The 18,935-nt window shown below is 74.3% G+C and carries 15 protein-coding genes and 1 riboswitch; of the genes, 10 read left to right on the plus strand and 5 right to left on the minus strand.

Features of this window, described 5'->3' with window-relative positions:
• Nucleotides 1-2: 2 nt before the first annotated feature.
• Complete coding sequence (locus tag E4623_RS05700) at nt 3-1,082, minus strand: thiamine ABC transporter substrate-binding protein (protein WP_134765572.1); 1,080 nt, start codon at nt 1,080-1,082, stop codon at nt 3-5.
• Nucleotides 1,072-1,179, minus strand: a riboswitch (TPP riboswitch). Its footprint overlaps the gene before it by 11 nt.
• A 138-nt stretch (nt 1,180-1,317) precedes the next feature.
• Here E4623_RS05700 and E4623_RS05705 point away from each other — a divergent pair.
• Nucleotides 1,318-2,238: an alpha/beta hydrolase gene (locus E4623_RS05705; protein ID WP_167736497.1), complete on the plus strand. Its 921-nt coding sequence runs from the start codon at nt 1,318-1,320 to the stop codon at nt 2,236-2,238.
• Nucleotides 2,235-2,690 carry a GNAT family N-acetyltransferase gene (locus E4623_RS05710; RefSeq protein ID WP_134765574.1) on the plus strand — a complete coding sequence of 152 codons (456 nt, stop codon included), beginning with the start codon at nt 2,235-2,237 and terminating at the stop codon, nt 2,688-2,690. Before E4623_RS05705 ends, E4623_RS05710 begins: the two co-directional genes overlap by 4 nt.
• A 28-nt stretch (nt 2,691-2,718) precedes the next feature.
• On the opposite strand, the gene E4623_RS05715 is transcribed toward E4623_RS05710, so the two are convergent.
• A complete protein-coding gene (locus tag E4623_RS05715; protein ID WP_134765575.1) occupies nt 2,719-3,837 on the minus strand; it encodes an MBL fold metallo-hydrolase in 1,119 nt (372 codons plus the stop codon).
• Between the two features lie 40 nt (nt 3,838-3,877).
• On the opposite strand from E4623_RS05715, the gene E4623_RS05720 reads away from it, so the two are divergent.
• On the plus strand, nt 3,878-4,660 hold the full coding sequence (locus E4623_RS05720; protein WP_134765576.1) for a putative protein N(5)-glutamine methyltransferase: 783 nt from the start codon (nt 3,878-3,880) through the stop codon (nt 4,658-4,660).
• 19 nt (nt 4,661-4,679) lie between these two features.
• Nucleotides 4,680-5,576 carry an oxygenase MpaB family protein gene (locus E4623_RS05725; RefSeq protein WP_134765577.1) on the plus strand — a complete coding sequence of 299 codons (897 nt, stop codon included), beginning with the start codon at nt 4,680-4,682 and terminating at the stop codon, nt 5,574-5,576.
• 28 nt (nt 5,577-5,604) lie between these two features.
• Here the strand turns inward: E4623_RS05725 and E4623_RS05730 are convergent, their stop codons facing one another.
• Both E4623_RS05730 and E4623_RS05735 read right to left on the minus strand, forming a co-directional pair.
• The gene (locus tag E4623_RS05730; protein ID WP_134765578.1) at nt 5,605-7,836 is read right to left on the minus strand and encodes a SpoIIE family protein phosphatase; all 2,232 of its coding nucleotides are present in this window, start codon (nt 7,834-7,836) and stop codon (nt 5,605-5,607) included.
• Between the two features lie 79 nt (nt 7,837-7,915).
• Nucleotides 7,916-8,383, minus strand: coding sequence for a MarR family winged helix-turn-helix transcriptional regulator (locus tag E4623_RS05735; protein ID WP_134765579.1), 468 nt, complete (start codon nt 8,381-8,383; stop codon nt 7,916-7,918).
• Between the two features lie 47 nt (nt 8,384-8,430).
• Here E4623_RS05735 and E4623_RS05740 point away from each other — a divergent pair, with 47 nt between their 5' ends.
• Complete coding sequence (locus tag E4623_RS05740; protein WP_209020532.1) at nt 8,431-9,861, plus strand: MFS transporter; 1,431 nt, start codon at nt 8,431-8,433, stop codon at nt 9,859-9,861.
• A gap of 112 nt (nt 9,862-9,973) precedes the next feature.
• Nucleotides 9,974-11,056, plus strand: a complete 1,083-nt coding sequence (locus tag E4623_RS22920; RefSeq protein WP_209020533.1) for a hypothetical protein — start codon at nt 9,974-9,976, stop codon at nt 11,054-11,056.
• A gap of 82 nt (nt 11,057-11,138) precedes the next feature.
• Here E4623_RS22920 and E4623_RS05755 read toward each other — a convergent pair whose 3' ends face one another.
• A complete protein-coding gene (locus tag E4623_RS05755; RefSeq protein WP_134765581.1) occupies nt 11,139-13,985 on the minus strand; it encodes an FAD-binding and (Fe-S)-binding domain-containing protein in 2,847 nt (948 codons plus the stop codon).
• A gap of 16 nt (nt 13,986-14,001) precedes the next feature.
• Between E4623_RS05755 and E4623_RS05760 the strand changes: the two genes are divergently transcribed.
• The 4 genes from E4623_RS05760 (at nt 14,002) to E4623_RS05775 (ending at nt 18,850) form a co-directional block, all read left to right on the plus strand.
• Nucleotides 14,002-14,682, plus strand: a complete 681-nt coding sequence (locus E4623_RS05760) for a GntR family transcriptional regulator (protein ID WP_134765582.1) — start codon at nt 14,002-14,004, stop codon at nt 14,680-14,682.
• Nucleotides 14,683-14,691: 9 nt separating this feature from the next.
• Nucleotides 14,692-15,699 (plus strand): aldo/keto reductase, encoded by a 1,008-nt coding sequence (locus E4623_RS05765; RefSeq protein WP_209020534.1) that lies wholly within the window; start codon nt 14,692-14,694, stop codon nt 15,697-15,699.
• Between the two features lie 129 nt (nt 15,700-15,828).
• Nucleotides 15,829-16,419: a TetR family transcriptional regulator gene (locus E4623_RS05770; RefSeq protein ID WP_134765583.1), complete on the plus strand. Its 591-nt coding sequence runs from the start codon at nt 15,829-15,831 to the stop codon at nt 16,417-16,419.
• 97 nt (nt 16,420-16,516) lie between these two features.
• Nucleotides 16,517-18,850 carry an MMPL family transporter gene (locus E4623_RS05775; RefSeq protein ID WP_134765584.1) on the plus strand — a complete coding sequence of 778 codons (2,334 nt, stop codon included), beginning with the start codon at nt 16,517-16,519 and terminating at the stop codon, nt 18,848-18,850.
• Nucleotides 18,851-18,935: the final 85 nt, after the last annotated feature.

Consider the following 18,935-nt stretch of genomic DNA (forward strand, 5'->3'; position numbering starts at 1 on the left):
CCTCAGCGGGTGGTGATCTCGGTCCACTCCTCGAGCCAGGCGTCGCGCTCCGCGGCCACCTCGGCCGGGTCGACCTCCGCGGGGTCGGCCGGGCGCTCGGCGAGCGTCGCCCAGGCCTCGGGCAGCGCGACGCCGTCGGCGACCGGGAACACGTACATGTTGTCGGGGAGCGCGGCCTGCACCTCGGGGCTGACCAGCCACTCGACGACCTGGGCCGCGCCGTCGGGGTTGGCCGCGCCGGCCAGCACGCCCGCGTACTCGACCTGGAGGAAGCAGGTGTCGAGCAGAGCGCGGGTGGTGCTCGCGGTGCCGCCCTCGGGCACGGTGAACGCGGGGCTCGAGTCGTACGACGTCACGATCGGCCGGTCGCCGTCGCCGCCGCCCTGCGTGAAGGCGACCTGGTAGGCGTCGGTCCAGCCGCTGGCGATCTCGGTGCCGTTGGCCATCAGCCGCTCCCAGTACGCCGGCCACTCGTCGCCGTACTCGGCGACGGTGGCGAGCAGGAAGGCCAGGCCGGGGCTGCTGGTGGCGGCCGACGGCGTGACGAACAGGTCGCGGTACGCCGGCTCGGTGAGGTCCTCGAGGGTCTCGGGCTCGGCGAGCCCCTTCTCGGCGAAGTACGCCGTGTCGATGTTGACGCACACGTTGCCGTTGTCGACCGGCGTGAGCAGGCGGTCGTCGTCGCCGGGCAGCGCGAACTGCTCGGCCCCGTCGGGCCACGCCACGTCGGCCCGCGCGAGCACGCCCTCGTCGAGGGCGCGGCTCCCGAACGCGTTGTCGATGCCGAAGACGACGTCGCCGGCGGGGTCGTCCTTGGTGAGCACCAGGCGATTGGTCACCTCCCCGGCGTCGCCGCCGCTGCGGATGTCGAGGTCGAGGCCGGACTCCTCCTCGAACGCCGCGACCACCTCGTCGGGCAGGCTGAACGAGCCGTGGGTCAGCAGCACGACCGTGGTCGGGTTGCCGTCCGCGTCGGTGCCGCCGCCGTCGTCCTCACCCCCGACCAGGCTGCAGGACGCCGTCGCCAGCACCGCTGCCGCCAGCACCGCCGTCGTACGGACACGCTTGATGGCACACCTCATCGTGACTCCCTTCGCCGGTCCTAACCGGTGCAGGTTCCTAAGGGTCTGCGGATCGTCCGCACTCTCAGCACGCGCTCGTGCTCCCCTGTCTGTGCCCCCACCGTAGCCCCACCGCGTGCGGGGCCGCCGCGCGCCCCGGACCCGCGACGACGTCCGCCCCGGCGCTGCGGTCGGCGGTCGACCCCGGCGCCCGACCGGCCCTCCTCGACCCGGCCGCACCTGGCAGGCTGCACCCGTGCCCAGCCTGCGCCACGAGCTCCTCGCGTACGCCGTCCCGCGGTTGCGGGGTGCCGCGGACCCGGGCGAGGACCTCGACCTCGACACCGAGCGCGAGCGGCTCGCCCGTCGCAACGCCGCGCTCGACCCCGGGCTGCCGACCCGGTCCGTGCCGGGCTTCGCGCGTCGCTACGAGGTCGCCACGCGGACGACGTCCGGGCCGACGCCGTTCCCGATCCACACGATCCGGCGCCGCGGCTCACGGCCGCGGACGACGCTCTACTACCTGCACGGCGGCGGGTACGTCGCGCCGATCGACGCCGCGCACGTCCGGTACGCGCTGCGGCTGGCCGACCACCTCGACGCCGAAGTCGTGCTGCCCGACTACCCGCTGGCGCCCGCGCACACGTGGCGCGACAGCCACCGGACCCTGGTCGACGACCTCGCGGTCCGCACGGCCCGGCAGGAGCGGGTGGTCGTGGCCGGCGACTCCGCCGGCGGCGGCCTGGCGCTCGCCCTGACGGCGTCGCTGCGCGACCTGCGCGGGCACCTGCCGAGCCACCTGGTGCTGCACGCGCCGTGGGTCGACCTCACCTCCAGCACGCCCGACACCTACGCCCTGGACGCGACCGACCCGTGGCTGTCGATCCGCACGCTCGACGCGTACGCCGGGTGGTGGGCCGGTGACCCGGCCGACCTCGGCCGGCCCGAGGTCTCCCCCGCGCTCGGCGACCTGCGTGGGCTGCCGCCGACGATGGTGGTCGCCGGCACCCGCGACCTCCTCGTGGCCGGGTGCCGGCTGCTCGCCGACCGCGCCGCGCACGACGGCTGGCCCTTGACCTACCTCGAGGCACCCGACCTCATCCACGTCTTCCCGATCCTGCCGGGCCTGCCGGAGGCCGCTCGCGCCTGGCACCTCACGCAGGAGTTCCTCCGATGACCGGTCCCACCACCCGCTGCGTCGCGGTCCCGTTCGCGCTGCTCGACCTGCGCACGCTCTACGCCGTCGCCCGGCTGCGGCAGGACGTCTTCGTCGTCGAGCAGGCCTGTCCCTACCCCGACCTCGACGGCCGCGACCTCGAGGACGGCACCCGCCACGTCCTGCTCCAGGACGCCCGCGACGACCCTCGGGGGCTCCTCGGCGTCGCCCGCGTCCTCGACGACGGCGACGTCTGGCGGGTCGGGCGCGTCGTGCTCGCCCGCGAGGCCCGCGGCCGGGGGCTGGCCGACCACCTCGTGCGCACCGCGCTGGCGGTCTGCCCCGGACGGGACGTCGTCCTCGACGCCCAGTCACCCCTCGCCGGCTGGTACGCCGGGTTCGGCTTCGAGGTCTCCGGACCCGAGTTCCTCGAGGACGGCATCGCGCACCTCCCGATGCGCCGGCCGGCCTGACCGTCGCGGTCCCGGGCTAGGACGGGGCTCAGACCGGTCGCAGGTAGCGGACGCCGTCGGGGTCGTCGGTCGCCGTCGCGTCGCCGCGGGCGACGAGCAGGTCGAGGTGGGCCTTGGTCTCCATCACGGCCATGCCGCGGTTGAACCAGTCGAGGCTCTCGAAGCTGCGCAGGTGCCGGGTCCAGCCCAGGGTGCGGGCGACGTCGTACGCCGTCACGCCCGCGGTCGGGCCGTCGGCCGCGGACGCCGGCACCGCGGCCAGGCTGTCGCTCAGCCGCTCCTCGTGGTGCTGGAGCAGCTCGCCGACCCGCGCGTGGGACGACGGTGCCACCGGTCCGTGCGCGGGCAGCACCGTCAGGTCCGGCAGGGCGCGCACCTTGGTGAGGGAGGCCATGAAGTCGCCGAGCGGGAGCTCGGCCGCCGGCACCGTGAAGCCGATCGACGGCGTGATCGTCGGCAGCACGTGGTCGCCGGCGAAGAGCAGGCCGGCCGCCCGGTCGGCGAAGACGTAGTGGCCGGGGGTGTGGCCGGGGGTGTGCACGGCGTCGAGGGTGCGGTCGCCGACCGCGATCTCCTGGTCGCCGTCGATCCACGTCGTCGGCAGCTGCCAGCCGGTGAGGTCGCCGTCCCCCATCCCCTGCCACTGCTCGGCGACCTCGAGCGCGCCGCCGGTGCGCAGGATCGCGCGGAACGGGCTCTCGTCGAAGGTGCCGCCGGTGATGAGCTCGAGCGCCGGCCGCTCCTCGCGGCCGAGCGCGACGTCGACCCCGAGCTCGCCGCCCAGCACCCGCGCCATCGTGTAGTGGTCGCGGTGGGCGTGGGTGACCAGGAACCGCCGGATGTCGCCGAACCCGGCGCCCATCGACCGCAGGCTCCGGTCGAGGAGGTCGCGCGCGACGTCGATGTGCCAGCCGCCGTCGATCAGGGTCAGGCCTCCCCCGCCGGCACCCCCGCCGGCACCCCCGCCGGCATCCACGTCCGGGGTCTCGATGACGTAGACGTTGATCGCCCGCAGCCCGTCCATCGGCAGCGGCAGCGGGATCCGGTGGATGCCGGGCGCGACGGGCCACGCCCCCTCCGCCGTCCAGTGCTCGCCGGAGTCCGGGGAGACGGCGTGCGCGGTGGAGGTTCCGGGGTCGTGGGCCACCCGTCGGAACCTACGCGGTGCGGTGCGCGACGATGACGGCGTGTCCGACCCCGACCCCCTGGTCGCCCGCCTCCGCGCCGCCGGGTGCGTCTTCGCCGAGGAGGAGGCCGCGCTCCTCGTCGAGGCCGCCGACGACCAGGACGCCCTCGAGCGGATGGTCCGCGACCGCGTCGCCGGCCGACCGCTCGAGCACCTGCTCGGCTGGGCCGAGCTCGACGGCCGGCGTGTCGTCGTCACCGACGGCGTCTTCGTGCCGCGCCAACGCACCCGGCTCCTCGTCGACCAGGCCGCCGCCCGCGCGCCCCGGGGCGGGACGGTGGTCGACCTGTGCTGCGGCACCGGCGCGCTCCTCGTGGCGGTGCTCGCCCGCCGTCCCGACCTCGACGGCCACGCCGCCGACCTCGACCCGGCGGCCGTGGCCTGCGCGCGGACCAACCTGTCGGGCCTCGCCCCCGACCGGGTCCACGAGGGCGACCTGTACGACGCCCTGCCGACGACGTTGCGCGGCCGGGTCGACGTCCTCGTCGTCAACGCGCCGTACGTGCCGACCGCCGAGATCGCGCGGATGCCGCCCGAGGCACGCGACCACGAGCACCGGGTGGCCCTCGACGGGGGCCACGACGGCCTCGACGTCCACCGGCGCGTCGCCGCCGGGGCACCCGACTGGCTCGCGCCGGCCGGCGTGCTGGTGATCGAGGTCGCGCCCGGGCAGGTCGCCACCGCCACCGGCCTGCTCGTCGCCGCCGGCCTGGTGCCGCAGACCGTCACCGACGACGAGCGCGGCGCCACCGCCCTGGTCGCGACCATGGTCAGGGCGCCGTAACCAGGTTTATGGTCGGCGGATGACGCCGGTCCGCAGGCCCCTCCCGCGGGATCACTGGAGGCGGGCCAACGACGCCCTCGACCCGGAGACCGACTTCGTCGAGATCTACCGCCGCGTGACGACCCACGAGTTCCCGTGGGACATGAACCAGGCACTGAGCTTCGCGCTCTTCCGCACCTACGCCGTCCCGAGCATCGGCCGGCTGCTGGACGGGACCGGGCAGTTCACCACCGCCTGCCAGAAGCGGTACGACGACACCGCGCTGCTGCTGGAGGCGCCGCTCGTGCACGGCTTCGACAGTCCCGAGGGCCGCGCCGGCGTCCGCCGGATCAACCAGATGCACGCGATGTACGACATCTCCGACGACGACCTGCGCTACGTGCTGTCGACGTTCGTGGTGGTCCCGAAGCGCTGGCTCGACGACCACGGCTGGCGCACCCTGAGCGACGTCGAGCTGCGCGCCTCGGTGGCCTACTACCGCGCCCTCGGCCGGCGGATGGCGATCACGGACGTCCCGGAGACCTACGAGGCGTTCGCCGACCTGATGGACGCCTACGAGCGCGAGCACTTCGCCTTCGACGACGGCGCCCGCCGGGTCGCCGACGCGACGATGCACCTGATGACGACGTTCTACCCGCACGCGGCCGCCCCGGGCGTCCGGCTCTTCAGCCGGGCGCTGATGGACGAGCCGCTGCTGCGTGCGTTCGGGTACGCCGAGCCCGGGCCGACGCTGCGCCGGGTCTCGGCCGGGGCGCTGCGGGCCCGGGCGCGGCTGGTGCGCCGGTTCCCGCCGCGCCGTCGTCCGCAGCTGGTGCTCGACTCGCCCCGGATCCGCAGCTACCCCGCCGACCGGGGAGCGCCCGACCTGGCGTCGATGGGCACCTTCGCGCCCGGCTGCCCGGTGACGCCCACCTGACCCGCCTGAGCCCGACCGGCCCGACCGCTCAGGCCGGCGGCGAGCGCCGCAGCACGAGCAGCGTCGTGTCGTCGTCGGTGCTGTCGAGCGCGCCGAGGACCCGGTCGGCCCAGCCGTCCATGCCCTCACCGGCCGGACGACGCGCGGCCAGCTCGAGCAGCCGCTCCGTGCGCTCGCCGAGGTCGGCGCCGCGGCGCTCGACGAGGCCGTCGGTGAACATCGCCAGCATCACGTCGGCCCCGAGCACCACGCGGGTCGTCGGCGCCGTGCCGGACCCGACGCCGAGGAGCGGACGGCGCTCGACGTCGAGCTCGTGGGCGGAGTCGGCCCCGACCAGCAGCGGCGCCGGGTGCCCGGCGCTGGCGATCTCGACCTCCCCGGTCCCGAGGTCGAGGACGGCGACCAGCGCGGTGGCGATGCCGAGGCCGAGCAGGCCGTCCATCAGCCGGTCGAGCCGGTCGAGGCACTGCGCCGGCGAGTGCCCCTCGTAGAGGTAGGCGCGCAGGGCCGTGCGGAGCTGCGTCATCGCGGTGGCGGCGGCCACCCCGTGGCCGGCGACGTCGCCGACGACGAACACCAGCCGGCGTCCGGGCAGCTCGAAGGCGTCCCACCAGTCGCCGCCCAGCTGGTACGACGACGCCGGCCGGTAGCGCGCGACCAGCTCGACGCCCTCGAACGTCGGCGCCCGGTCGAGGACGACCGAGCGCTGCATCGACTCGGCCATCGTGATCTGCTCGCGCGACCGGAGCAGCAGCAGCGAGTTGGTGTGGCGGCCGAGCTCGTCGGCGGCGTCCAGGTGCCAGGGCCGGAACGGCTCGCTCCGGCCGTGGGTGACCTCGCGCCACTTCTCGAACGAGCGCCGCGGGCTGAGCCGCACGTGCGCGCCCTCCTGCGCCGCCAGCCGCTTGTTGGACGGGTCGCCGCCCCAGTCGACGACCTGCGGCTGCTCGGGCCGGAACCACATCAGCCACCGGTCGGCCTGGCTGCCGATCCGCAGGACGCCGGAGCAGGTCGCGGCGAGCCCGGCGAGCTCGGGGTCGAGGCCGGCGAGGTGGCGGGTCGAGCTGACGTAGTGGTCGGGGTCGTCGGTGAGGTCGGCGATCCGCTGCAGGACCTCGGGCGGCGGCACCGAGCCGACCGTGCGGATCGCCCCGTCGAAGTTGAGCGCGAGCCCGGTGGCGTCGACGAGGGCGAGCAGGGACGGGTCGGCGATCATCGCGTCGAGCGGCGGCTGGTCGCTGGCCGACATCCGCGACGTCAGGGCGGCGACGAGCGTCTGCGTCGCGACCGCTGCCTCGCGCGCGTCGGCCCGCTCCCGGTGCGCGACGAGGTGCGAGGCCACCTCGGTGACGAACTCGGCGGCGGCGCGCGCGTCCTGGCTGGGCCGGTGGGCGCCGGAGTAGTGGTGACAGGCGATCAGGCCCCAGAGCTCGTCGTCGATGACGATCGAGATCGACATCGAGGCGGTGACGCCCATGTGGGAGAGGTACTCGACGTGGATCGGCGAGACGCTGCGCAGCGACGCGAACGACAGGTCCAGCGGCCGGTCGGTGCCGGGGTCGAAGACCGGGTGCAGCGGCACCGGGACGTAGCCGATGTCGGCGATCAGCCGGATCGGGTTGAGCGTGTAGAGCCGGCGGGCCTGGGCCGGGATGTCGGTCGCGGGGTAGTGCAGCCCGAGGAACGGGTTGAGGTCGTCGCGCTTGGTCTCGGCGATCACCTCGCCGTTCCACTCCTCGTCGAAGCGGTAGACCATCACCCGGTCGAACCCCGACAGGTTGCGGACCTCGCGGGCCAGCAGGTCGGTGAGCTGCTCCAGGGAGGTGGTCTGCGCCAGCCGGGTCATCGCGCTGCGCGCCGAGCGGTAGCTGCCCGCCCCGCCCTCGTCGCGGACCAGCGGCTCGAGCTCGACGACGGTCCGGTCGCCGGAGGCGTGCACCCGGACGTCGACCTCCCGGCCACCGTGGACGACGACCAGCGGCTCGGTCGGGTAGCCGTCGGCGACCCGCAGCTCGACGAGCGCTGCCAGGTCCACGCCGACCAGCTCGACCAGGGAGCGACCGACGGCGGCCTCGGCCGGCACCCCGAGGAGCTCGACGGTGTTCGCGGACACCATCACCGCGACGTACGACGTGTCGAGGGCGAGCAGGACGCCGTGCGGCTGGATGGCCCCGGGCACGTGGATCGGCTCGGTGTCGCACGTCGTGAGGGTGGCGACGCCGTAGGCCGGGGTGTGCGCGGCAGCGGCCGGCGTGGTCACGTGGTCTCGGTTTCGGTCGGTGGAGGGTCCGCAGACGGTAACCCGCGGGTGGCCGGTCCGGGCGGGAACCCGGCCGCACTCACCCTTCGGCGCGGGCGGCGATAGCGCGGTCCCAGGCGTCGTTGAAGGCCCGGAGGTCGGCGATCAGCCCCGCCGACCGCTCGGGACCGATCTCGTCGAGCGCGGTCTGGATGAGGCTCGCGCGGATCCGGCCGTCGTGCTCGTAGGCCTCCCGGCCCCGCGCCGAGGGCCGCACCAGCCTGCTCGCGGCGCCGGGCACCTCGAAGCGCTCGAGGTAGCCGGCGGTGATCGCCGCGTTGACCTGCCGGTTGACCGTGGACTGCTCGAGGTCGAGGTCGCCCGCGAGCATCCGCAGGCTGCGCGGCTCGCCGTCGGCGAGCACCCGCAGGATCCGCCAGGCCGACGCCTCGAGCACCGTGCCCTCGTACACCGTCGTCCGGCGGTGCTGGAGGCGGACCAGCTCGTCACCGAGAGCGGCGAGGTCGTCGGTCCGCAGGGGTGGGCCGGCGGCCGGTTCGGTGGTCATGGTCACGAATGGTGGCAGAGCGACCATGAATGTGTACGGTACACATCGTGGAATCCAAGCCTTCGCGTGCGCTCCTCACCGTCATCGTCCTGTGTTTCGGCGGCATGAGCGTCTCCCTCACCCAGACCCTCGTCATCCCGATCCAGGGCGAGCTGCCCTCGCTGCTCGGCACCTCCGTGGCCAACGCCGGCTGGGTCGTCACCATCACCCTGCTCGCCGCCGCGGTCGTGATGCCGATCAGCGGGCGCCTCGGCGACATGTTCGGCAAGCCGCGGGTGATCATCACCAGCGCCGGGGTCCTGGTCGTCGGCTCCGTCATCTGCGCGATGTCCGACTCGCTCGCGCCGATGCTCGCCGGTCGGGCCCTGCAGGGCCTGGCGATGGGCTTCATCCCGGTGAGCATCGCGCTGGTGCGCGAGGTCGTCCCGGCCGAGATGGCCAACACCGCGATCGCCGCCATCAGCGCCACCCTCGGTGTCGGCGGCGCGATCGGCCTGCCGCTCTCGGCCTGGGTCGCGCAGACCTTCGACTGGCACGCGCTCTTCTGGATGTCGGCGATCCTGGCCGCCGTCCTGCTCGTCCTGGTGCTCACGCTCGTCCCGAAGGTCGAGAACGCCGTCGGCGGACGGCTCGACCTGGGCGGCGCGCTCGGCCTCGCGGTCGGCCTGGTCGCCGTCCTGGTCGGCGTCTCGAAGGGCAACGAGTGGGGCTGGACCAGCGGCCGCACCCTGGGCGCCCTGGTCGGCGGCGTCGCCGTCCTGCTCGTCTGGGGTGCCTTCGAGCTGCGCCAGGCCGCGCCCCTCGTCGACCTGCGCGTGAGCGCGCGGCGTCCGGTGCTGCTCACCAACCTGGCCGCCGTGGCGATCGGGTTCGGCATGATGGCGCAGTCGATCGTCGTCCCGCAGCTGCTCCAGCTGCCCGAGTCGACCGGCCACGGCATGGGCCAGACGATGCTGCAGGCCGGCCTCTGGATGGCTCCCGGCGGGCTGGTCATGATGGCGTTCGCGCCGGTCTCGAGCCGGCTGATGACCGTCTTCGGCGCCAAGCGCACCCTCATGGTCGGCGCCGCCGTCCTCGGCGCGGGCTACCTGGTCGCCTTCTTCCTGATGAACGCCCCCTGGCAGCTGCTGATCGCCTCGATGGTGGCCTGCGCCGGCGTCGGCATCGGGTACGCCGCCATGCCGACCCTCATCATGGTCTCGGTCCCCCGCAACGAGGCCGGCTCCGCCGTCGGCGTCAACGGGCTGATGCGCTCGGTCGGCACCACCACGGCGGCCGCCGTGATGACCACCGTGCTGTCCGGCTCGGTCGGCGCCACGGGCGTCCCGACCCGCGACGCCTACGAGCTCTGCTTCCTCATCGGCGCGATCGCCGCCTTCGTCGGCGTCGCCATCACCGCGTTCGTCCCGCACCTGCACGCGCGGGTGGCGCGCGCGGAGGACGGCCGCGAGGCGGTCGCGGTCGAGACCGCCGTCTGACCCTGCCGTCCGGCGCCGCCGGGCCTGCGCCGCCGGGCCGGCGCCGGCCGTCCGGCACCGGCCCGGAACGTTACGGCTCCCGCGGCGCCGCCGCGGCGCCTACCGTCGGCCCATGACGGTCACGCACGGGATGGACACCGCGGCCGGGCTGCAGGCCGGGTCGCAGCTCGAGAGCGGGTCGCAGGAGATCCTGCGGATCGCCACCACCGTCGGTCAGGCGCTGACCGCGTTCGACTGGTTCGGCGCGGACGCCGACGACACCCGCGCCACCTGGGACGGCACCCACCGCCCCAGCCTCGACGCGGTCGCCACGGCCGTCGCCGAGATCGCGCGACTGGTCCTGGCCGAGGCTCGGGCCCAGGACGACGTCTCCGGCGAGGGCGCGTCGGCCACCGGGGCCGGGGCGCTCGGGTTCGCCGGTGGACCGGGCGGCTCGGGTGGACCGGGTGGTTCGGGTGGGCCGGGCGCCGGTGACCCCCGGACCCAGGCCCTCCTCGACCGGGCGGCGGCGGCCGGGCTGCGGGGCGAGGCGCTCCAGCGCTACGAAGAGCGACTGGCCGCGATGACGCCGGAGCAGCGCGCGGCGCTCGACCCGTCGACGTTCCGCGGTGCGCAGGCCGTGCAGCCCGACGGCACCACCTGCGGCTCGTCGAGCCTGGTCATGGCGCGGATGATCAACAACCCGGCGTACGCGATGCAGGTCGTCGACGGCTTCGACCCCGCCACCGGCCGGAGCGTCGGCGGCACCGCGCAGGAGCGGTTCGCCGCCGAGGCGCTGGCGATGCACGAGCGCACCAACGGCTGGTTCGACCGCGACGGCGACCTGCAGTCGGCCTGGCCGATGGCCCTCGGCACCGCACCCGGGCCGCTCGCCCAGGAGATGTCGTCGACCGGCGGGTCCGGTGTCCCCGGCACGACGTACGGCGTCGACTACGTGCGCTGGGAGGACGCCGGCTCGAGCTACGACAAGCTCGTCGCGGCCAGCCAGGCCGGTCACGCCGTCCCGGTCTTCGTCGGCGACGGCACCGTCCCGCGCCACGTCGTCCTGGTGACCGGCGCCGAGGGTGGCGACCTCAGCTTCTACGAGCCGGGCGCCGGCCAGAGCGTCACCGTCACCCGCGAGCAGTGGGAGTCGGGCCAGGTCTCCCTCGGGGGCTGGGACCGGCCCTGGGCGATCGTCACGCCCCGCGACTGACCCCCTGTGCTGCCGCCGGCCGGGGGTAGTCCCGGACGATCGGCCCCATCTCCCGCGGGAGGGTGGGGCCGATCGTCCGGGACTACCGCGAGGTGCGGGCCGGGTCGAGCAGCTGGGCCAGGTGGACGGCGGGCCGGTCGCGGAGGTCGGCGACCTGGGTGCGGCAGGAGAACCCGTCGGCGAGCACGAGGGCGTCGGGGGCGGCGTCCAGGGCCGGGAGGAGCTGCTGCCCGGCGACCGCGACCGAGACGTCGTAGTGCCCGATCTCGACGCCGAAGTTGCCCGCGAGGCCGCAGCACCCGGAGATCCGGTCGACGGTGGCGCCGGTCGCGGCGAGCAGGGCGGCGTCGGCCTGCCACCCCATCACCGCGTGGTGGTGGCAGTGCGGCTGGGCGACCAGGGTCGTGCCGGTCAGGTCGGGCGCGGTCCAGCCCGGGGTCGAGGTGAGCAGCTCGGCGAGCGTCCGCACCGACGCGGCCACCGCCTCGGCGTCCGGGCCGGGCACCAGCTCGAGGGCGTCGCTGCGCAGCACGCCGGTGCACGACGGCTCCAGCCCCACGATCGGGACGCCGGCGCGGGCGGCCTCCGCGAGCGAGGCGACGGTGCGCCCCAGGATCTTCCTCGCCGCGTCGAGCTGGCCGGTGGTGATCCAGGTCAGCCCGCAGCAGAGCCGGTCCTCGGGCAGCCGCGGCGCGTAACCGGCCGCCTCGAGCACGCGCACGGTCGCGGCGGCGACCTCGGGGTCGAAGGAGTCGCTGAAGGAGTCCACCCAGAGGATGACCGGCGTCCCGTCCTGCGCCGCGGCCGACGGGCCGGCGTACGAGCGCCGGAACGGACGACGCGCGAACGCCGGCACCGAGCGCCGCCGGTCGACCCCGGCCAGCCACAGCGCGAGCGCCCCGACCAGCGGGAGCCGCACCGCCAGGTTGGCCAGCCGCGGCGCCACCCCGGCGATCCGCGCCCAGAACGGCAGCCGCCCGAGCGTGTAGTGCGAGCGGGGACGCAGCCGGCGCCGGTAGGTCTGGTGCAGCACCTCCGACTTGTAGGTCGCCATGTCGATGCCGGTGGGGCAGTCGGAGGCGCAGCCCTTGCACGACAGGCACAGGTCCATCGCGTCGTGCACCTCGGGCGCGCTCCACGCGAGCTCGCCGCGCACCACCTCCTGCAGGACGCGCGCGCGGCCGCGGGTGGAGTCCTTCTCCTCCCGCGTCGCCAGGTACGACGGGCACATGACTCCCCCGGCGGCCGCGTTGTCGGCCCGGCACTTGCCGACGCCGGTGCAGCGGTGCACGGCCTGGGCCAGGTCGCCGTCGTCGTGGGGGTAGGCCATCGCGAGGCGCGTGCGACCGAGCGGGAAGGTGCCTGCCACCCGCACGTCGGCGTCGACCGGGTCGGGGTCGACCAGCACGCCGGGGTTGAGGAGGTTGGTCGGGTCGAAGGCGTGCTTGAGCCCGCCGAACATCGCGATCGCGTCGGCGGAGTACATGTGCGGGAGCAGCTCGCTGCGCGCCCGGCCGTCGCCGTGCTCACCCGACAGCGACCCGCCGTACTCCCCCACCAGCCTGGCCGCGTCGGTGAGGAACGCGCGCAGCACCGCGGTGCCGTCGGGCCGGTCGAGCGGGTAGTCGAGCCGCACGTGCATGCAGCCGTCGCCGAAGTGGCCGAACGGCGCCGACGTCATGCCGTAGGACGTCACGAGCTCGTCGAAGCGGGCCAGGTAGGAGCCGAGCATGTGCGGCGGGACGGCGGCGTCCTCCCAGCCGGGCCAGGCCGGACGGTCGGCCGGCGAGCGGCCGGCCATGCCGGCGCCGTCCTCGCGGATCCGCCAGAGCCGGGCCTGGGTGAGGGGGTCGGTGACGACGAGGCTGTCGACGCCGAGACCCGCGGCGGCGAGCCGCTCGGCGCGGTCGACGACCTCGGCCCGGTCGTCGCCGGCGAGCTCGACGAAGAGCCAGGCGTTCCCTCGCGGCAGCGGCGGGACGGCGCCCTCGCCGCGGCGGGCGCGGAGCACCGACAGCAGCCGCGAGTCGAGGCCCTCGCACGACGTCGGGCCGTGCTCGACGACGGACGGCGCCGCCTCGCCCGCGGCGACGATGTCGTCGAAGCCGAGGACGACGACCACCCGGACCGGGGCGTCGACGACCAGCTTCACGGTGGCCTCGGTGATCACGCCCCACGTGCCCTCGGACCCGACGAGCGCCTGGGTGAGGTCGAACCGCTCGGGCAGCAGGTGCTGCGCGGCGTACCCCGAGACCTGCCGGCCGAAGCGGTCGAGCTCGGTGCGGGCGGTGGCGAGGTGCGCACCCATCACCGACCGGACGCCGGCCAGCACGTCGTCCCCCCCGCGCGCGAACGGGATCCCGGACGCGTCGTAGCCGGTCTCGATCGTGTCGCCGGCGGCGGTGAGCAGCCGGAGCCCGGCGACGTTGTCGGAGGTGCGGCCGTAGGCCAGCGACCGCGAGCCGCAGGCGTTGTTGCCGATCATCCCGCCGATCGTGCAGCGCGGGTGGGTCGACGGGTCGGGCCCGAACCGGACGCCGTGCGGTGCGACCGCCCGCTGCAGGACGGCGTGCACGGTGCCGGGCTCGACGACGGCGGTGCGGGCGTCGGGGTCGACCGAGAGCACCCGCCCGAGGTGGCGGGAGAAGTCGAGGACGATGCCGCGCCCGACGGCGTTGCCGGCGACCGAGGTGCCGGCGCCGCGCGACGTGACCGGGATCCCGGTCGCGCGGGCCACGGCGAGCGCGGCCGCGACCTCGTCGACGTCGCGGGGGCGGACCACCGCGAGCGGCGGGATCCGGTAGAGCGAGGCGTCGGAGGAGTACATCGCGCGGGTGCCGGCGTCGTCGCGGACCTCCAGGCCGGCGCGGCGCAGCTGCGCACCGACGTCTGCTCCGAGAGCCGTGTCGAGCACCTCGCCGGTCGTCATGGGTAACATGTTACTCGTGCCGACCCTCTCCCTGCCAGCGGAGGCGCCCTCGCTGACCGACGCCGTGATCACCGCGGTGCGCGACGGCGTCCAGGACGGCGAGCTCGTGCCGGGGGCGACGTACTCGGTCTACCAGCTGGCCGCGCTGCTCGGCGTCTCCCGCAGCCCGGTGCGGGAGGCGATGCTGCGCCTGGCCGAGGCCGGGCTCGTCGAGATCGCCCGCAACCGGGGCTTCCGGGTGGTCCTGCCCCGAGCCCGCGACGTCGAGGAGATCTTCGAGATCCGCCTCGCCCTCGAGCCGGCCGCCGCCGGCCGGGCGGCCACCCTCGGCTGCCCGGAGGCCGCCGACTGCCTCGCCGTGATGGCCGCGGCCGTCGACGACGACGACGCGCCGGCGTTCTGGGCCGCCGACCACGCCCTGCACCGCGCCCTCCTCACCCGCGCCGGCAACACCCGTGCCGCCGCGATCGTGGAGCAGCTGCGCTCGACCACCGCCCTGCTCGGGCCACCGACGACCGCCACCGGCCGGACGCTGCGCGAGATCCACGCCGAGCACGCGCCGATCGTGGCCGCCGTCCGCGCCGGCGACCCGCTCGCCGCCGAGACCGCCATGCGCGACCACCTCGAGCAGACCTGCCGCCTGCTGACCGGCCGGCCAGCCCTCCGGGTGGTCCCGGGCGTCGACCCACCGGCCTAGCGTCGAGCCATGTCCGACATGAAGTTCCGCCAGCTCGGCAGCTCCGACCTCGAGGTCTCCGTGATCTCCCTCGGCAGCTGGCTCACCTACTCCGGCGGCGTCGAGGCCGACCGCACCCGGGCCTGCACCGAGGCCGCGTTCGACGCCGGGATCAACTTCTTCGACACCGCCAACGTCTACGGGCGCGGCGCGGCGGAGGAGGCGTGGGGCGAGATCCTGTCGGAGCACCCGCGCGACTCCTACGTGCTGGCGACCAAGGTGTTCGGGCAGATGTCGGACGACGAGGCCGACCGGGGGCTCGCACCCGACCAGGTCGCGAAGCAGATCGATGCGTCGCTGCGCCGGCTCCGCGTCGACCACGTCGACCTGTACCAGGCGCACCGCTTCGACGCCGACGTCCCGCTCGAGGACACCGTCGAGGCCCTGCAGAAGGTCGTCACCGACGGCAAGGCGCGCTACCTCGGGTTCAGCGAGTGGACGCCGGAGCAGGTCAAGGCCGCGATCGAGATCGGCGGCGAGGACCTGTTCGTCTCCTCGCAGCCGCAGTACTCGATGCTCTGGCGCGCCCCCGAGGACCAGATCTTCCCGCTCTGCATGGAGCACGGCATCTCGCAGGTCGTCTGGTCCCCGCTCGCGCAGGGACTGCTGACCGGCAAGTACAAGCCCGGCGAGGACTTCCCGGCCGAGTCCCGCTTCGTGCAGTCCTCGATGAACGCCGCCCAGGACATCGTCTACAGCGAGGAGGCCGTCGAGGCGGTCCAGCGCCTGGTGCCGATCGCCGAGGGCATCGGCCACACGCTCCCCGAGCTCGCCCTGGCCTGGACCCTGCGCGGACCGGAGCTCGCCTCGGCGATCACCGGCGCCTCCCGGCCGGAGCAGGTGCACGCGAACGCCGCCGCCGCCGGCATCTCCCTCGACGACGACGTCGTCGCGGCCTGCGACGAGGCGCTGGGCAGCGTCCCGGTCACCGGCCAGACCCTGGCCGTCAACGCCACGCCGTACATCACGCGACGCTGACCCCCGTCGGGACGGCGCCCGGGCGCGCCCGGCCCGGGGCCGCCCGACCCCGGGCGGCTGGCTGGACGTCGCACGGATCACACGCAGCCGTTTTGCACTCGTAACCTCCAGAGTGCAGAATGCACTCTTGTGACCAGGAGTGCAACGAGAGACCGGGCCGCCACGTCGTGGCGGATCACCCGCAGCGCGCTGCTCCTGACCGACCGGCACGGGCTCGACGGCTTCACCATGGACGACCTCGCCGACGCGGCCGAGGTGTCGCGCCGCACCCTGTTCAACTACTTCCCCGGCAAGCTCGACGCCATCCTGGGCGACTGGCCGGTCTTCGACGCCGACGCGCTGGCGACCTTCCGCGCCGGCGGCCCGCACCACGACCTGGTGCTCGACCTGCGCACGCTCGTGACGCCGCTCTTCGACGAGAAGATCTCCGACCGCGAGCTGCTCTCGTGCTCGCGGCGCGTCCTGCTGTCCGCACCGCGCCTGCACAGCCTCGCGCACGAGCGGTACGAGGCGCTCAGCGCGGAGATCGTCGAGCACGTCGTCGTCCGCGAGGGCGCCGCGTTCGGCGCCGCCGGCGCCAAGGTCGCGATCAAGCTGCTCGTCGCGCTCTTCGACGCCGCGCTCGACGGGTTCATCCACGACGCCGACGAACAACCGTTCAGCCACCACTTCGACCAGAGCCTGCGCACCGCCCGGTCGCTGCTGGGCGCGTCCTCGTAGCCACCGTCCCGTCCCCGACCCGGTTCACCGCCCGGGTCCCCGACCTCAGCACCACCCGCTCGCACCCCGTCCGGCCACAACCCTCAGGAGAACCTCGATGGCCACCTATCTCTACCGGCTCGGCAAGACGGCCTACCGCCGCTGGCCGATCTTCCTCGCCGGCTGGCTGACCCTCCTCGTCGTGGTCGTCGGCGCGGCGGCCGGCTTCTCGAAGCCGTTCAACGACGCCTTCACCATCCCGGGCATCCCCTCGGAGAAGGCCGCCGACCTCCAGGCCGAGCTCTTCCCTGACTCCCAGGACGCCTTCGCGCAGACCAACATCAACGTCGTCGTCGCCGCACCCGAGGGCGCCAGGCTCGACGAGCCGACGTACCAGGCGGCGCTCACCACGCTGGTCGACGACCTCGCCGCACTCCCGCAGGTCTCCCAGGACGCGGCCGACAACCCGCAGCTCGGCAACCCAATCGACCTCGCGGCGACCCAGCGCGACACGATCGTCGAGCAGGCCCGCACCGCCGGCACCGACCTCGACGCGGCCCGGGCGAACGCCCAGGCGCTCTCGCCCCTCTCGGAGGACGGGCGCGCCGGGATCATCGCCTTCGACCTCGACGTCGACTCCCCGACCGACCTCGAGCAGGGCACGCTCGACGCCCTCGACGAGGCGATGGGGTCCGCCCGCGACGCCGGCCTCACGGTCGAGGCCAACGGGTCCGGCTCGCAGATCCAGTCGTTCGGCGGCGGCACCGCCGAGCTGATCGGCATCGGGATCGCCCTGGTCATCCTGCTGCTCACCTTCGGCTCCCTCGTGGCGGCCGGCATGCCGATCGTGAGCGCCGTCTTCGGCGTCATCATCGGACTGACCGGCGTCACCGCCATGACGGCGTTCATGGACCTCAACTCGAGCACGACGGCGCTGTCGTCGATGATCGGGCTCGCGGTCGGGATCGACTACACGCTCTTCATCCTGGCCCGCTACCGCTCCGAGCTGCGTCACACCGAGGACCGGCAGCAGGCCGTCGGCATCGCGGTGGGCACCGCCGGTTCCGCGGTCGTCTTCGCCGGCCTCACCGTGCTCATCGCGCTCTCGGCCCTCGCGGTGGTCGGCATCCCGTTCCTCACCTCGATGGGCCTGGCCGCCGCGGGCACCGTGCTGATCGCCGTCCTCGTCGCGCTCACGCTGCTCCCGGCCGTCCTCGGCATGATGAAGTCGAAGGCGTTCGGCGGCCAGGTGCGCCAGTACCGCCCGGCCCACGACGCCGACGGCCAGATCCTCAACAACGGCGTCCGGTGGGCGCGCCTGATCGGCAAGCAGCCGCTGGCCGCCGCGCTGCTCGTCGTCGTCGCGCTGGGTGTCCTCGCGATCCCGCTGAAGGGCCTGCACCTCGCGTTCCCGAGCGACTCGACCGCCGCGTCCGACACCACGCAGCGCAAGGCCTCCGACCTGATGAGCGAGGAGTTCGGCCCCGGCCGCGAGGGTCCGCTGCTCATCGTCGTCGACGGGCGCGAGAGCGACGACCCCGCCGCCTCGTTCGGCGACATCGCCGCCTGGGCCGGCGAGCAGGACGGCGTCGCCAACGCCCAGGTCGTCGGCACCAACGCGGACCCGAGCGACCCCGACGCCGTCCCGACCGGTGCGCTGATCCAGGTCCAGCCCAGCGCCGGACCCGACGACGAGGCCACCCAGGACCTGCTCAACGCGCTGCGTGACGGCCAGGCCGGGATCGAGGAGGACACCGGCACGACCATCGGCGTCACCGGCCTGACCGCGATCACCACCGACGTCTCCGACCGTCTCGCCGACGCGCTGGTGCCGTACCTCACGATCGTCGTCGGCCTGGCGTTCATCCTGCTGATGATCGTCTTCCGGTCGCTGCTGGTCCCGCTCACCGCGACGCTCGGCTTCCTGCTCTCGGTGCTGGCGACCCTCGGCGCGACGGTCGCGATCTTCCAGGAGGGCATGTTCGGCCTCTTCGAGCCGCAGCCGATCGTCAGCTTCATCCCGATCTTCCTGATCGGGGTGGTCTTCGGACTCGCGATGGACTACCAGGTCTTCCTGGTGACCCGCATCCGCGAGGCCCACGTGCACGGCATGAGCACGCGGGAGGCCGTCGTCGACGGGTTCCGCAACAGCGCACGGGTCGTGGCCGCGGCCGCGGCGATCATGACCGCGGTCTTCTCGGGCTTCATCCTCGAGGACGACGCGATCATCAAGTCGATGGGCTTCGCCCTCGCCGTGGCCGTCGTCCTCGACGCGTTCATCGTGCGGATGGTGCTCATCCCGGCTCTGATGTACCTGATGGGCGAGAAGGCCTGGTACCTGCCGGCGTGGCTCGACAAGATCCTCCCCGACGTCGACGTCGAGGGCGAGAAGCTCGAGCGGCCGCAGCCGGCCGACGTCGCCGTGGAGCGGGAGCCCGACCTGGCCCGCTGACCCTTCCGACCTCGTCGACCCGTCACCCATGGGTGACGGGTCGACGGGGTTTTCTCGCTGACCCGTCCCCCATAGGTGACGGGTC

The organism is Nocardioides sp. 1609, assembly GCF_004522105.1.
Lineage (GTDB): Bacteria > Actinomycetota > Actinomycetes > Propionibacteriales > Nocardioidaceae > Nocardioides.